The 15,237-nt window shown below is 42.0% G+C and carries 16 protein-coding genes and 1 other RNA gene; 10 read left to right on the top strand and 7 right to left on the bottom strand.

What is annotated here, in order from left to right; translation table 11 throughout:
- Positions 1–45 precede the first annotated feature (45 nt).
- The 4 genes from B8983_RS04605 (at position 46) to rnpB (ending at position 4,606) form a co-directional block, all read left to right on the top strand.
- Entirely contained in the window at positions 46–1,875 is a 1,830-nt protein-coding gene (locus tag B8983_RS04605) for an ABCB family ABC transporter ATP-binding protein/permease (RefSeq protein WP_084282944.1), read from the top strand.
- Positions 1,876–1,880: 5 nt separating this feature from the next.
- Positions 1,881–3,221: a glycerate kinase type-2 family protein gene (locus tag B8983_RS04600; protein WP_234986893.1), complete on the top strand. Its 1,341-nt coding sequence runs from the start codon at positions 1,881–1,883 to the stop codon at positions 3,219–3,221.
- A gap of 6 nt (positions 3,222–3,227) precedes the next feature.
- Positions 3,228–4,292 (top strand): dihydroorotase, encoded by a 1,065-nt coding sequence (gene pyrC / locus B8983_RS04595; RefSeq protein ID WP_084282943.1) that lies wholly within the window; start codon positions 3,228–3,230, stop codon positions 4,290–4,292.
- A gap of 11 nt (positions 4,293–4,303) precedes the next feature.
- Positions 4,304–4,606, top strand: an RNA gene (gene rnpB, locus B8983_RS04590) — RNase P RNA component class A.
- Positions 4,607–4,626: 20 nt separating this feature from the next.
- On the opposite strand, the gene B8983_RS04585 is transcribed toward rnpB, so the two are convergent.
- Positions 4,627–5,049, bottom strand: a complete 423-nt coding sequence (locus B8983_RS04585; protein ID WP_084282942.1) for an OsmC family protein — start codon at positions 5,047–5,049, stop codon at positions 4,627–4,629.
- A 351-nt stretch (positions 5,050–5,400) separates the two neighbouring features.
- Here B8983_RS04585 and rplM point away from each other — a divergent pair, with 351 nt between their 5' ends.
- From rplM to erpA, 4 genes are all read left to right on the top strand, one after another.
- Positions 5,401–5,829 (top strand): 50S ribosomal protein L13, encoded by a 429-nt coding sequence (rplM, locus tag B8983_RS04580; protein ID WP_084282941.1) that lies wholly within the window; start codon positions 5,401–5,403, stop codon positions 5,827–5,829.
- Positions 5,830–5,838: 9 nt separating this feature from the next.
- A complete protein-coding gene (rpsI, locus tag B8983_RS04575) occupies positions 5,839–6,231 on the top strand; it encodes a 30S ribosomal protein S9 (RefSeq protein ID WP_084282940.1) in 393 nt (130 codons plus the stop codon).
- Positions 6,232–6,436: 205 nt separating this feature from the next.
- Positions 6,437–7,495, top strand: a complete 1,059-nt coding sequence (argC, locus tag B8983_RS04570; protein ID WP_084282939.1) for an N-acetyl-gamma-glutamyl-phosphate reductase — start codon at positions 6,437–6,439, stop codon at positions 7,493–7,495.
- 73 nt (positions 7,496–7,568) lie between these two features.
- Positions 7,569–7,940, top strand: a complete 372-nt coding sequence (gene erpA, locus B8983_RS04565; RefSeq protein WP_084282938.1) for an iron-sulfur cluster insertion protein ErpA — start codon at positions 7,569–7,571, stop codon at positions 7,938–7,940.
- Between the two features lie 13 nt (positions 7,941–7,953).
- On the opposite strand, the gene B8983_RS04560 is transcribed toward erpA, so the two are convergent.
- Positions 7,954–9,099: an anhydro-N-acetylmuramic acid kinase gene (locus B8983_RS04560; RefSeq protein WP_084282937.1), complete on the bottom strand. Its 1,146-nt coding sequence runs from the start codon at positions 9,097–9,099 to the stop codon at positions 7,954–7,956.
- A gap of 80 nt (positions 9,100–9,179) precedes the next feature.
- Here B8983_RS04560 and tyrS point away from each other — a divergent pair, with 80 nt between their 5' ends.
- Positions 9,180–10,448 (top strand): tyrosine--tRNA ligase, encoded by a 1,269-nt coding sequence (tyrS, locus tag B8983_RS04555; protein ID WP_084282936.1) that lies wholly within the window; start codon positions 9,180–9,182, stop codon positions 10,446–10,448.
- Between the two features lie 13 nt (positions 10,449–10,461).
- Positions 10,462–11,130: a histidine phosphatase family protein gene (locus B8983_RS04550; RefSeq protein ID WP_084282935.1), complete on the top strand. Its 669-nt coding sequence runs from the start codon at positions 10,462–10,464 to the stop codon at positions 11,128–11,130.
- Here the strand turns inward: B8983_RS04550 and ruvB are convergent.
- From ruvB to B8983_RS04525, 5 genes are read right to left on the bottom strand one after another with little or no spacing between them, the layout of a single operon-like run.
- Positions 11,122–12,216 carry a Holliday junction branch migration DNA helicase RuvB gene (gene ruvB, locus B8983_RS04545; RefSeq protein ID WP_200806866.1) on the bottom strand — a complete coding sequence of 365 codons (1,095 nt, stop codon included), beginning with the start codon at positions 12,214–12,216 and terminating at the stop codon, positions 11,122–11,124. The two genes, B8983_RS04550 and ruvB, sit on opposite strands and share 9 nt — an antisense overlap.
- 33 nt (positions 12,217–12,249) lie before the next feature.
- Entirely contained in the window at positions 12,250–12,840 is a 591-nt protein-coding gene (gene ruvA, locus B8983_RS04540; protein ID WP_084282934.1) for a Holliday junction branch migration protein RuvA, read from the bottom strand.
- A 22-nt stretch (positions 12,841–12,862) separates the two neighbouring features.
- Positions 12,863–13,369 (bottom strand): crossover junction endodeoxyribonuclease RuvC, encoded by a 507-nt coding sequence (gene ruvC / locus B8983_RS04535; protein ID WP_084282933.1) that lies wholly within the window; start codon positions 13,367–13,369, stop codon positions 12,863–12,865.
- A gap of 4 nt (positions 13,370–13,373) precedes the next feature.
- Positions 13,374–14,957 carry a bifunctional phosphoribosylaminoimidazolecarboxamide formyltransferase/IMP cyclohydrolase gene (purH, locus tag B8983_RS04530; protein ID WP_084282932.1) on the bottom strand — a complete coding sequence of 528 codons (1,584 nt, stop codon included), beginning with the start codon at positions 14,955–14,957 and terminating at the stop codon, positions 13,374–13,376.
- Positions 14,958–14,986: 29 nt separating this feature from the next.
- Positions 14,987–15,235 carry a helix-turn-helix domain-containing protein gene (locus tag B8983_RS04525; protein ID WP_084282931.1) on the bottom strand — a complete coding sequence of 83 codons (249 nt, stop codon included), beginning with the start codon at positions 15,233–15,235 and terminating at the stop codon, positions 14,987–14,989.
- Positions 15,236–15,237 lie beyond the last annotated feature (2 nt).

Raw genomic sequence — 15,237 nt, 5'->3', positions numbered from 1 at the left:
TTTTAATCCCACCTAAACAGTGGGATTTTTTTTGGAAATATATTTATGCGTCATTCCGCTGACAGGGAAGCTTCTGCTCCATCGCCTCATCAATTAGGTGATGCTAAGACCATTAAGACATTGCTTCCCTATGTACTAAAGTATCCTTTGAGGGTGGCTTTAGCCATGAGTTGTTTAATCTTAGCGAAGGTTTCCAATATTGGTATCCCCATTATTTTGAAACACTTAATTGATGACTTATCCTTTGCACCCAATGACCCGAAGCGGTATTTAATTTTTCCATTAAGTTTAATTTTTGCTTATGGTTTGTTGCGGCTCGCTAGTTCTGTCTTCACTGAGCTAAGGGAGTTCTTATTCGCTAAAGTTACCCAAAATGCAATCCGTCAGATTGCAATTGAGGTTTTCCAACATTTGCATGCCATGTCCTTACGCTTTCATTTAGGTCGGCAAACAGGTGGAGTTAGTAGAGATATTGATCGTGGATCCCGCGGGATTCAGTCTCTTATCTCTTATTCCTTATATAGCATTGTGCCCACTTGCATTGAGTTTTTAATTGTTTTAATTTATTTGGGCTGGAACTATGATTGGGTTTTTGCTGGAATTACTTTTGTAGCGATTGCTTTTTACATCCTGTTTACCGTAAAAATTACTGAATGGCGGACAAAATATCGTCGCAAGATGAATGAAATGGATACGAGTGCCAATCAAAAGGCGATTGATTCTTTATTAAACTTTGAGACCGTAAAGTACTTCGGCAATGAAGCCTTTGAAACAAGACGTTACGATACCTTCTTAGTGAGTTATCAAGCTGCGGCCATCAAATCGCAAAAATCTTTAGCGGTTTTAAATATTGGCCAGCAATGCATTATTGTGACTGGTTTAATTGCTATTTTATGGCGTGCTGTAGTCGGCGTTGAGGACGGTAGACTTACCTTAGGCGACTTAGTACTGATCAATACCTTAATGATTCAGCTATACATTCCGTTAAATTTTTTAGGGGTTATTTATCGAGAAATCAAACAAGCCTTGATTGATATGGGTAACATGTTTGGGATCCTCTCAAAGAATAAAGAGGTAGAGGATATTCAAGATGCGAAAGCTTTGCAATTGCACAATCCAGCACTTGGTCCTAACGTAGTTTTTAATGATGTTTATTTTTCATATGAGTCTAATCGAGCCATATTGAAAGGTGTTTCTTTTGAAATTAAGGCTGGGACAACTACTGCGGTAGTTGGCCATAGTGGCTCCGGAAAAAGCACTTTATCAAGACTTCTGTTCCGGTTTTACGATATCCAATCTGGAAAAATTACGATTGACGGACAAGATATTAGTCAATATCAACAAAGTAGTTTAAGAAAATTAATTGGTATCGTCCCTCAAGATACGGTGTTATTCAATGACACGATTGGTTACAACATTACTTATGGAAAGCCAGGCGCTAGTCAAGAGGAAGTCGAGATGGCTGCTCGGACTGCGCACATCCATGATTTCATCATTAGTTTGCCCGATGGTTATAAGACAGCAGTGGGTGAACGTGGCTTAAAACTTTCTGGTGGCGAAAAGCAGCGCGTCGCAATTGCTCGTACCCTATTAAAAAATCCAGCCTTGGTTATTTTTGATGAAGCTACTTCCGCTTTGGACTCTAAAACTGAAAATGCGATTCAATCAGAAATTGATAAATTAACAGTGAATCGTACTTCTTTAGTCATTGCCCATCGACTATCAACGGTGATTCATGCCGAACAAATATTAGTGATGGATGATGGCAAAATTGTGGAGCGTGGCACCCACGAAGAACTCATCCAGTTGCAGGGAAAATATGCTGAAATTTGGCATTTACAACAAAAAGAAGCAAAGGATGAGGAAGTTAATTAATCATCATGATGAAACTCGCTAGTGCAAAACAAGTTCTTTTTGGAGCCTATCAAGCCGCCTTAAATGTGGCAGATCCACAAATTGCTCTACCTCAAGCGCTAAAAAAATCTTTTCCAAATGGATTAAGTGGTAATTGCTTAGTCATTGGAGCAGGTAAAGCAGCTGCCTCTATGGCGGACGCCTTTGAAAAACATGCCCAGTCTCATTGGCCCGATCTCCAGTTCCGCGGGGTGGTTGTGACCAGGTATGAGCACGATGTGGCAACGCCATTACCCAATAGAAAAATTATTGTTCGACAAGCCGCTCATCCAGTACCAGATCAAGCTTGCATTACTGCCTCAACAGAGATGTTGAAATGTGTCCAGGAACTAAAGCCAGAGGACCATTTCATTGTTCTTATCTCAGGCGGTGGTTCTAGTTTACTTACCTTGCCGGTGGATGGCATTGAACTAACAGACATGCAAGTGCTTACCCAAGCATTATTGCGAAGTGGAGCGCCCATTGAGCAAATGAATGTGGTGAGAAAGCATTTATCTCAAATCCAGGGTGGTAATTTAGCGCGGTTGGCGGTGTCAAGGGGTGTCAAAGTGCATGCCTTTATTATTTCTGATGTGATTGGCGATCAACCAGCTGATATTGCTAGTGGCCCTTGTGCCGTTGATCCATCGACTTATTTAGATGCCATCCATATTTTGCAGAAGTACCAATTGGATGAATCGCAAATTAGTCCGAAAATACTCAAGCATTTGAGAGATGGAGTAGAGGGGAAAATCTCAGAAACATTGAAGAAGAATGATCCAGAGGTATTGCATATTCACAATGAGGTGTATGCCACGGCCATGCAAAGTCTGCATAGCGCTGCTAAATTTTGTGAAGCACAAGGTATGCAAGCGATTGTCCTGGGTGATCAAATTAGTGGAGAATCTAAGGAGCAAGCGGTAGTACAGCTCCAACAAATACAAGAGTTTTTGAACAGTAAGCCAGACCAAGCCGTTGCTTTGATTTCGGGGGGGGAGACTACAGTAACTATCCCGTCTCATATTAAGGGGCGCGGCGGACGTTGTGCAGAATTTTTATTGGCTTTATTAGATGCATCTAAAGACCGAAAATGTTTTGCTGCTTTAGCTGCGGACACTGATGGCATCGATGGCAGTGAAAATAATGCGGGAGCCTATTTTGACGATGAAGTCTTAGGCCGAGCAAAAGAGCTTGGTTTAGATAGTCAATATTACCTAACAATCCATGATTCTTATGGGTTCTTCGCACAAGTCGGCGGACTAGTGATGACTGGACCAACCCTGACGAATGTAAATGACTTTAGAATACTTTTAATGAATTTCAAGTGAAATAAAATGACATCTACTACTAAATTAACCATAACCCAACCAGATGATTGGCATCTACACATTCGTGATGGCGCTGTCCTCAAAGATGTTTTAGCCCACACGACCAAACAATTTGGACGTGCCCTCATCATGCCAAACCTCAGGCCACCGGTCACTTCGGTCGAGTTAGCCCAACAATATCAGGCAAGAATTATGCAAGCTTTGAAGGGCTTACCTGAGCAGGATCAAGCTTTTACTCCGTTAATGGCTCTGTATTTAACGGACAATACGAAGGCTTCTGAAATTGCGAAAGCTAAAGAAGCAGGCATTATTGGTTTTAAATTGTATCCCGCTGGTGCTACCACCAACAGTGATGCTGGAGTAACAAACCTGACAAAATGTGACGAAGTATTAGACGCTATGGCACAGCATGCCATGCCTCTATTAATGCATGGAGAGGTTACCAAATCAGAGGTTGATTTATTTGATCGTGAGGCTGTTTTTATTGATGAAGTGCTTCATCCATTAAGAATGCGCCACCCAAAACTCAAGGTTGTGTTTGAACACATTACGACGGCCCAAGCTGTCGAGTATGTGGATTCCGCCGACACAAAAAATCTTGGTGAAATTGGTGCAACTATTACCGCGCACCATTTACTTTATAACCGCAATGCAATATTTCAAGGGGGGATTCGCCCTCACTTTTACTGCTTACCGGTATTAAAACGAGAAAAGCATCGGATTGCTTTGCTCAATGCGGCCACAAGCGACTCGCATCGATTCTTCTTAGGCACCGATAGTGCACCTCACGCTAAACATTTGAAGGAGCATGAATGTGGTTGCGCAGGGTGCTTTACGGCGCCACAAGCGATGGAGTTTTATGCTGAAGCCTTTGAGTCTGTTGGTAAATTACAACAATTAGAAGCCTTCGCCTCTTTTAGGGGGCCAGATTTTTATGGCTTGCCGAGAAATACCCGAAAAATCACTCTAGAGAAAACTTCACAAACGATTCCTTTGTCGTATCAGTTCGGTGCAGAAGAAATTGTTCCTTTAAATGCGGGAAAGTCCCTTGAATGGTCATTTCTAGGTTAGACTAGCGGTGCAGAGTTGGTTAGGCAACCGCCGCTTGAAAAAGGGGAGGAAAGTCCGGACTCCATAGAGTAGGGTGATGGCTAACGGCCATCCATGGTGACATGAGGAATAGGGCCACAGAGACGAGCGTATTTAGTTACGGTGAAACGCGGTAACCTCCACCCGGAGCAATCTCAAATAGGCAGGCGTTGAGGCGACTCGCTGAGCCTGCGGGTAGAGAGCTTGAACCCATTGGTAACAATGGGTCTAGAGGAATGATTGCCCCCGAACGAAAGTTCGGTCGACAGAATCCGGCTTATCGACCAACTCTGCCACTTCCAGCTGTTTTTCGGTTCTAAATTTCTTTAATTTCGATGCTATGAGTAATTGCTGCCGTCTTTTCTAACATGATCGTGGCTGAACAGTATTTGTCATGCGAAAGGTCAACCGCCTTTTGAACCCGATTTAAATCGAGATTTTTCCCTGTCACAACAAAAGTCATGTGAATACTTGTAAATACTTTAGGATCTTCTTCAGCCCGAGTTGCACTGAGTTTAACTTCGCAACCACGAATATCTTGCCTAGCTTTCTTTAAAATCATGACAACATCAAATGCAGTACATCCACCGGCTCCTGCTAGTAAGAGCTCCATAGGCCTTGGTGCTAAATTTCTACCACCAGCCTCTGGCGCTCCATCCATATTCACAAGATGCCCGCTACCGACTTCTGCAGAAAAGCTCATTCCCTCAACACCCATCCAACTAACCTTGCATTCCATATTGCACTTTCAATAAAAATTTGAATAAAAGACTTTACCTAGTGATTACCCTAATATATAATGAATCCATTGCATGAATTAATTTAAGTATTATTAAGAATAAGTTAATATTAAACCTAAGTTAGTTCAATTTTACTGCTACAGATGTCTCCTCCACCCAAACAAAGGTGGAATTCATAGCCCAGAGTTTACCTCTGGGCTTTTTTTTGTTATAATTATCGATTCCCTACTTCAGTCCTAGGGGAAATGCATTACCTAAGCTATTTTGAAATGAGAGCGTGCAAGGATAAGCAAGGCCGATTTGATGAGTAACTTAGGCATTATTGGACTTACAATTTAAAGAAAGTAATCATGAAAACTTTTTCCGCTAAATCCCATGAGGTGAAGCATGAATGGTTCGTGATTGACGCAACAGACAAAGTTCTCGGTCGTGTCGCCAGTGAAGTGGCACACCGTCTGCGCGGCAAGCATAAACCCGAATTTACTCCACACGTTGACACTGGAGATTACATTGTTGTAATCAATGCTGCCAAATTGCGCGTTACTGGTAACAAAGGTTTGCAAAAAACCTATTACCGTCACAGTGGATACCCAGGCGGTATCTATGAAACGAATTTCGACAAGATGCAAGCTAAATTTCCAGGACGTGTTTTGGAAAAAGCTGTTAAAGGCATGTTGCCAAAAGGCCCTCTCGGCTACGCTATGATTAAGAAATTAAAAGTCTATGGCGATGATAACCATCCACACGCGGCTCAACAGCCAAGCGTGCTTGAAATTTAAGGAGCGGTCATGATTGGAAATTGGAATTATGGAACCGGTCGGCGCAAAAGTTCTGTTGCCCGTGTTTTTATTAAATCTGGAAAAGGCGAAATCGTTGTAAACGGTAAGCCAATTGATGAGTATTTTTCTCGTGAAACTTCACGTATGATTGCTCGTCAACCTTTGATCTTAACAAACCATGGCGAAACTTTTGACATTAAAGTAAACGTTTCCGGTGGTGGTGAGACTGGTCAAGCTGGTGCTGTTCGTCATGGCGTTACTCGCGCATTGATTGATTATGACAACACACTCAAGCCGACTTTATCAAAAGCTGGTTTTGTTACACGTGATGCTCGTGAAGTTGAACGTAAAAAAGTTGGTTTACGTGGCGCGCGTCGTCGCAAACAGTTCAGTAAGCGTTAATTTTTTATCGACACACTCTTTGTTAAGGCAAAGAGTGATGCCATTGAATGTATCCATTCAATGGTTATTGAGTTTGTTAAAAAACCGTATAAGTCAAATAGCTTATGCGGTTTTTTTTATCATTATTTTTTGTCTAATGCGACGTGTACATTTTGTCACCTAGGCTTGATAAAATAAGGTAAATCTTATAATTTTAGGAAATATCATGATTAAGGTCGGTATCGTAGGTGGAACAGGGTACACAGGGGTTGAGTTACTTCGCATGCTAGCTCAGCATCCAGAAGTCGAATTAACTGCAATTACCTCTCGTAAAGAAGCGGGTATGCCCGTATCCGAAATGTATTCTTCGTTACGGGGGCGAGTCAATATTGCCTTTAGTACTCCAGAGGATGCGAAACTAGATCAGTGTAATGCTGTCTTTTTTGCAACACCCCATGGTGTGGCAATGGCTCAGGCAAAAGAGTTACTAGCAGCTGGCGTAAGAATCATCGATTTAGCAGCTGACTTTAGATTACAAGATACTGCTGAATTTGAAAAATGGTATGGTATGCCGCATCAATGTCCGGATATTCTGAAAGAAGCAATCTATGGATTAGCGGAGATTAACCGCGAAAAAATTAAAACTGCGCGAGTTATCGGCCTTGCTGGCTGTTACCCGACCTCCGTGCAACTTGGTTTTGCACCATTAATTAGCCCTAGATTAACGGGTGGTAAAAGATTCATTGATACAAAATATTTAATCTCAGACTCAAAGTCTGGTGTATCTGGTGCAGGTAGAAAGGCTGAAGTGGGAACGCTCCTAGCGGAAGCGAGCGATAACTTCAAAGCATATGGCGTCAAAGGACACAGACATTTACCGGAAATTGAACAAGGTTTAAAAGCCATTGCGGGACATGATGATATTAAGCTTACTTTCGTACCCCATTTGGTGCCAATGATTCGGGGCATCCATTCCACCCTATATGCACGAATTCTGCCGGAAGCGTTCGATGTAGACTTTCAGAAGTTATTTGAGGATTTTTATGCGAACGAACCCTTTGTTGATGTGATGCCGGCCGGTAGTACCCCTGAAACAAGGTCTGTCAGAGGTAGTAATCAGTTACGGATTGCCGTACATCGCCCAGGTGGTGCAGATACATTGGTTATCTTGGTGGTGGAGGATAATTTAGTGAAGGGCGCTTCCGGACAAGGAATCCAATGTCTAAACTTGATGTTTGGCTTGCCAGAGGATATGGGGCTGCAACAAATTGCCCTCATGCCGTAATTGATAAAATAACCTTACTGTAAATACGGTAATTTAAGCCTAGAATATAGAAATATTGATTGAGGAGTAAAAAATGAGCACAGTTCAAAACGTTGTAGAGTCAATGGAAGAGCCACCAGTACCAATTATTTTTACTGATAGTGCTGCTGATAAAGTGGCTGATTTAATTGCTGAAGAAGGCAATACAGCACTTAAATTGCGCGTTTTCGTGCAAGGTGGAGGATGCTCTGGATTCCAATATGGTTTTACATTTGATGAAGATGTCAATGAAGACGATACAGAGTTCTCAAAAAATGGCGTAACTTTGTTGGTTGATTCGATGAGTTTTCAGTATTTAGTAGGCGCTGAGATTGATTACAAAGAAGACATCAATGGTTCTCAATTTGTGATTAAAAATCCGAATGCAACGACGACTTGTGGTTGTGGATCTTCTTTCTCCGCTTAATTTAAGAAGATAACTATTTAGGGTACAAGGCGCCTAGAATTCTAGGTGCTTTTGCTCCTGTCACGCTAGGCAAGTTTGCCGGCAATCCCTCTGTGAAACACCAAGCAAACCAAGCAAAAGCAAGAGCCTCAACCGTTTGAGGATCTTTTTGGTATTTATTGGTATTTGCAAACATCATTGTTGGCATGAGCTCGAGGCAACATGCCTCAATCCTTTCCATCAGATATTGATTCCGCACACCACCTCCACAAGTAATTAACTCTGCACAATTGGGTAAATAATTGTGCAGTTGAAGAGCGATAGATGTTGCAGACAGCTCAACTAAACTAGCTTGAATATCTTCTGGTTTTATTGCCAATCCGACTGGTAGCTGTTGGGTTAACCATGCCATATGGAAAAGATCACGACCGGTACTTTTGGGTATGGGATCATAGAAAAACGATTCCTGCATCATCGATTGAAGTATATCCGGTATGACCTTACCCGATCTGGCCCAAGAACCATTTTCATCAAACGGTAACTGTAAATGCTTTGCAATCCAATCATTTAAAAGAACATTGGCAGGGCCTGTATCAAACCCTAAAATAGGCGCGTTAGGTTGAAGCAGGGTCAAATTACCGATTCCACCTAAATTAAGAACAGCAATCGGCGCATCTGACTTAAATTGGGCGGCATGAAACGCTGGGACTAAAGGGGCTCCTTGCCCGCCTGCTGCAATATCTCTACTTCGAAAATCGCTAATCACATTGATCTGGGTAAGTTCAGCAAGTAAAGCAGCATTTAAGCTCTGCAAAGTATAGGCTAAGTGCCGTTGCTTTGATGGTTGATGACGAATTGTTTGTCCGTGAGCACCTATTGCCATAATTTCCTCAGAGGCAAGGCCAGCTTGTGCTAATAACTGTTGAACCGCGAGAGCGTATTCAATTGCTAAATCATTGGCACAATGTGCTTCAAGATCTAACTCATTGTCACTTGCTTGCTGCAAAGTTAAAAACTTTGCACGCATTTCAGGAGTGTAGTCTCTGCTGACATGAGCAATAAACGCACATTTACCATCTGATTGAATGGTAGATAAGACACAATCTACGCCATCTAAACTTGTTCCGGACATGATTCCAATGAAGTATTTGGAGGTCTTTTGGAAAAATGAGGAGGGCATAAATACTTAAATAGTGAGTGTGCGATTAATAATGCGAAAATAGCAGTTATTTTGAAAATCTTTTTAAAGAAAAAGTGCGTATGACTAGTATAAATTCAACTGAAACTCCCGCTACAATTCTTTCTGCCGTAGCTGCGAAATATCCTATAACACCTGAAGTTCAAGCTGCCTTTGAACAAACAAAGCGAGGATGTGAGGAATTATTGGTCGAAACAGAGTGGTTGGCGAAATTAGCAAAAAGTGCCGCCACCAAGGTGCCACTTCGAATTAAACTAGGTTTAGATCCTACTGCCCCTGATATTCACTTGGGTCATACCGTTGTCTTGAATAAACTACGTCAACTACAAGATTTAGGTCACACTGTCATTTTTCTGATCGGCGATTTTACGAGTCTGATTGGCGACCCCTCAGGTCGAAACATTACTCGCCCACCATTAACTAAAGAAGAAATTGCCCTCAATGCTCAAACCTATTATCGGCAAGCAAGTTTAATTTTAAATCCTGAAAAAACTGAAATACGTTATAACTCTGAATGGTCTGAGCCCCTAGGAGCTGCTGGGATGATTCAGTTAGCTTCTAGATATACAGTTGCTCGAATGTTAGAGCGGGATGACTTTACAAAAAGATTTAAAGGCGGCATTCCAATTTCTGTGCACGAATTTTTATATCCATTAATGCAAGGATATGATTCAGTCGCATTAAGAAGCGATTTAGAGTTGGGTGGAACGGATCAAAAATTTAACTTATTAGTTGGCAGAGAGTTACAAAAAGAATACGGCCAAGAACCTCAATGTATTTTGACGATGCCACTTCTCGTTGGATTAGACGGCGTAGATAAGATGAGTAAATCGAAGGGTAACTATATCGGTATTAGTGAAAATCCCGGAGAAATGTTCGGCAAGATACTGAGCATTTCGGATGAACTGATGTGGAGTTACTTTACTTTACTATCCTTTAAATCCTTACAAGAAATTGAAGCCCTCAAAAATGAAGTTGCCCAAGGCCGTAACCCGAAAGAGGCAAAAGTGATCTTAGCGCAAGAAATCGTCACGCGCTTTCATAGTAGTGCGGATGCAGATAAAGCTTTAGAAGACTTTAATCACCGAGCAAAAGGTGGTATTCCAGATGATATTCCTGAAGTTTCAATTTCAGGCGCGCCAATCGGTATTGCACAATTAATTAAACAAGCCAACTTGGCACCTTCTGCAACAGAGGCTAATCGAAATATTGAGCAAGGGGGTGTCAGAATTGACGGAGTAGTGATTACAGATCGCGCTCTCAAAGTAGATGCGGGCACATTTGTACTGCAAGTTGGTAAGCGCAAATTCGCAAAGATTCATTTAAGTTAAACAAGGACATTTTGTGGCAAATATTCTTCTCATTCGGCATGGTGAAACAGACTGGAATCGCGAAAAGCGTTTGCAAGGTTATCTAGATATTGGATTAAATTCCATTGGTATTGAACAAGCAAATTTACTCGCAAAGGTATTAGCCAAAGAGCATATTCAGGCCGCTTATGCCAGTGACTTGTCGCGTGCTTTTGATACAGCAAAAACAATCGCCCATCATCATCAATTAGAGGTGCAACAGGATGCTCTACTGCGCGAGCGATGTTACGGTGAAATACAAGGAAAGACCTACGCCGAAATTGAACAGACTCACCCTGAAAACTATCATGCTTGGGTGACTCGTAATGCAAACTTTCAACCCAAAGACGGTGAAAGCTTGCAACAGTTTTATGATCGCGTCGTTCTAGGCGTAAAACAAATTGCCAAACGTCATCTGGGACAAACTATTTTGATAGTTGCTCACGGTGGGGTATTAGATTGTATTTACCGAGAGGCAGCAAAAATTGATCTATCAGAAAAAAGAAAAATTGAGCTGCTCAATACCAGTTTAAATCGACTCGTATTTGATGGCGAAAATTTTGAAATTTTAAGCTGGGGTGATACAAGTCACTTACAAGGTGACGCCCTAGACGAAATTGACCGCCAAAGTTTCCCCAAATCAGTTTCTTGGGATTTACCGTAACTCATCCAAATCGAGCGTACCTGAATCGTTACCATTGCTATTGGGCATCGTTAAACCAAAGTGTCCATAAGCTAGGCGGGTAGCGATTCTTCCCCTTGGCGTTCTTTGCAAATAGCCCTGCTGAATTAAGTAAGGCTCAATGACATCTTCAATCGTATCTTTTTCTTCACCAATGACAGAAGCTAAGTTATCGAGGCCAACCGGACCACCAGAGAACTTAAAAAGAATCGCTTCTAGTAATTTTCGGTCCATAATGTCAAACCCTACCGGATCAACATCTAGCATTAACAGAGCCTTATCAGCAATTTCGGCCGTAATCACACCATCACTTTTAACTTGTGCATAATCACGTACTCTTCTTAACAAGCGGTTAGCAATTCTAGGGGTGCCTCGGGCACGTTTGGCAATTTCATTAGCACCATCTGGGGCAATAGTTGCACCTAGTAGTTTGGATGAGCGTTTTACAATCTCGCTGAGTTCAGCATGCGTATAAAACTCTAACCGAGACACAATACCAAAACGATCCCGTAAAGGATTCGTTAACATCCCAGCTCTCGTGGTGGCGCCAATTAAGGTGAAAGGTTTGAGATCTAACTTGACACTGCGAGCTGCTGGACCTTCACCAATCATGATGTCGATACTGTAGTCTTCTAAGGCAGGATAAAGAATTTCTTCAACAACTGGCGAGAGACGATGAATCTCATCAATAAACAGCACATCATTTTCTTCCAAGTTGGTCAGTAAGGCCGCCAAATCACCCGGACGATCGAGCACAGGACCGCTGGTTTGTCTTAAGTTCACACCAAGTTCTTTGGCAATAATATGAGCCAAAGTGGTTTTACCAAGTCCTGGAGGTCCAAATAACAAGACATGATCTAAGGCTTCAGAACGATTTTTTGCAGCTGAGATAAAAATCTCTAATTGCTCACGCGCTTTTTGTTGACCAATATATTCTTCTAACTGCTTTGGTCGTAATGCTCTCTCTACGACATTCTCTTCAGTAGATGCAAATGGTTCGATGATGCGGTCTTTGGCCCCACGTGATGGCTCAGGGATGGTTTCTAATTCGTCTGTGTGAATACTCATGGAGATAGTGTATCTGAATAGTCAATCAACTGATTAACCTTTTGATAAGGTTTTTAAAGCCATACGAATCCCGTCAGAGACACTTAATTCTGCCGGAGTATTTTTTAGAGCAAGCACCGCCTCTTTATCCGAATAGCCTAAGGCTAAGAGCGCTTGCAAGATTTCACTGGCATTGCTATTACCAGAAACACCACTGCTAGCACCTGCGCTTGATGAGGAATCAACACTAAATTTACCTTTTAATTCAAGCAGTAGTCGCTCAGCAGTTTTTTTGCCAATGCCGGGGACGGTTGTGAGCCGAGCACTTTCCTGCAAGGCAACGGCCTGTGCGATATCAGCAACACTCATGCCAGAAAGAATGGCCAAAGCTGTTCTAGCCCCAACACCACTAATTTTGATCAGTGTTTTAAACGCTTCACGCTCAGATTCTGTCGCAAAACCAAATAAGAGTTGAGCGTCTTCGCGAACCACAAAATGAGTGAGTAAAGTAACTTGCTGACCATTTTCTGGCAATTGATACAGAGTGCTCATCGGCACATCAATCTCATATCCAACACCGTGGCAATCCACTAGAATCCGAGGAGGATTTTTTTGTATTAAAAGACCTTGTATGCGACCAATCATCCATTTACCTTTTGGTTAAATATTACTTAAGTTTAGATGATTTTTGTATTTGTAGATTCATCTGATGGTGATGTGCTGCACAAATTGCCACAGCAAGTGCATCAGCGGCATCTTTACTCGGCGCTGACTTTAGGCTCAGTAATCGGCGAACCATTTCTTGAACTTGCTCTTTTTTTGCATGACCAGAACCCACGACATTCTTCTTGACCTGTAAAGCGCTGAATTCGTAAACGGGTAGTTTTTGACAAACGAGGGCAGCAATGGCTGCACCTCGCGCTTGGCCAAGCGCTAAGGTGGACTGGGGATTAATGTTAACAAAAACTTGTTCTATGGAGGAGATATCTGGCTGATAAGTGGTAATTACTTCAGTCACACTATTAAAAATCGTCCCTAGGCGTTCGCTGTTAGATTCTTTGTCATTGGAGGTTTTGATGACTCCTGAGGCGATATATTTTAGTCGTTGCTGATCAAATTCAATCACACCAAAACCAGTAATACGAAGCCCAGGATCAATTCCTACGATGCGCATTCTATTAGTGTCTAAAGTGACGCGTGCCGGTGTAGACCATTGCAATACCATGCTCATTTGCCGCCTGTACTACTTCATCATCTCGGACACTGCCACCCGGTTGGATGACACAGGTAGCACCTGCTGCTACAACCACATCAAGTCCATCTCTAAATGGGAAGAACGCATCACTTGCTACTGCTGAATTAGTGAGGCTCAGTCCAGCATTTTGCGCTTTAATACCTGCAATTTTTGCTGAATCAATCCGGCTCATTTGACCTGCTCCAACCCCTAAAGTCATCCCATTGGCACAGAACACAATTGCGTTTGACTTCACAAATTTAGCAACTCGCCATGCAAATAACATGTCTGTCATTTCTTGCGGCGTTGGAATTCGTTTTGAGACCACGGTCAATTCACTTTCCTGAACATTTTTTACATCAGGAGTTTGAACTAGTAGTCCACCGCCAACGCGTTTGAGATCAAAGGCATTAACTGTTTCTGCTAACTCAATTTGCAGAACACGTACATTTTGTTTGCTAGATAAGATGGCCAGTGCTTCTTTCGTAAAGCTTGGCGCAATCAGAACTTCCACAAATTGCTTGGTGACTGCTTGAGCACAGATTTCGTCGCAAGGACGGTTGAAGGCAATAATCCCACCAAATGCCGAAGTTGGATCGGTCTTAAAAGCTTTTTGATAGGCCTCAACAGCTGAGGTTGCAACCGCTACTCCACAAGGATTCGCATGCTTCACAATCACACAGGCCGGAACACCATCTTGTAATGTATTACCAAAACTTTTGACACATTCCCAAGCAGCATCTGCATCTGCAATATTGTTATAGGACAGTTCTTTACCTTGCAATTGAACAAAATTCGCTAAAGCTCCTGGAATCGGGTGAACATCTTGGTAGAAGGCAGCTGATTGGTGAGGGTTTTCTCCGTAACGTAACTCTTGTACACGGTTAAAGCTGACTTGTAAGGTCTGAGGATAGTTCGATCTAGCTGTGTGTTCTAGGCTTTCTGGCAAAGAAGATAGGTAGTTGGCAATTGCCCCATCATATCTAGCTGTATGGGCAAAAACTTTTTTCGCTAAACGGAAATTGGTCTGAAATGAAACTTGATTTTGATTCGCTGTCATTTCAGCTAACACTTCCGCATAATCTTCTGGAGAAATGAGAACAGTAACATCTTGATGATTTTTAGCGGCAGCACGTAACATTGCTGGACCACCAATATCGATATTTTCAATGGCGTCCTCAAAACTACATTCAGCTTGGGCAATCGTTTTCTCAAACGGATATAAATTAATCACTAACATATCAATGGTTTTGATACCGTGAGCTTCTAGCGCAGCTAAATGTTTTGGGTCATCTCGACGTGCCAATAAACCGCCATGCACCATTGGGTGAAGTGTTTTAACGCGACCATCTAACATTTCAGGAAACTGAGTAATTTCAGAAACCTCGATGACCGGTAAATTATTTTCAGCGAGTAATTTTGCTGTGCCACCAGTTGAAATCAGTTGAATACCTCTCTCGTGAAGCGCTTGAGCAAAAGGAACGATACCAGATTTATCAGAAACTGAAATGAGAGCGGTTTGAATCATAAGTATTCCAGGAAAGTAAATAAAAAAAATTAATTAGAAATAAGGCCGTGTTCAACAAGTTTTTTATGCAATGTATTACGATTCATGCCCAAATATTTAGCCGCAAGAGATTGATTTTGGTTGGCATGCTTCATAACCAGGTCTAAAACAGGTTTTTCAATAAAAGCCAAGACCATTGGATAAATGTTGTTGGGAGGAATCTCACCAAGATCATCGAGATATCTTTGCAAATGAATCTCAATAACCTCACTAACAGGATGTTTTTTTGAATTGGGCATTG

The sequence above is a fragment of the Polynucleobacter kasalickyi genome (genome assembly GCF_900176405.1).
GTDB classification, from domain to species: domain Bacteria; phylum Pseudomonadota; class Gammaproteobacteria; order Burkholderiales; family Burkholderiaceae; genus Polynucleobacter; species Polynucleobacter kasalickyi.
This window is presented reverse-complemented; position numbering and strand designations above follow the sequence as displayed.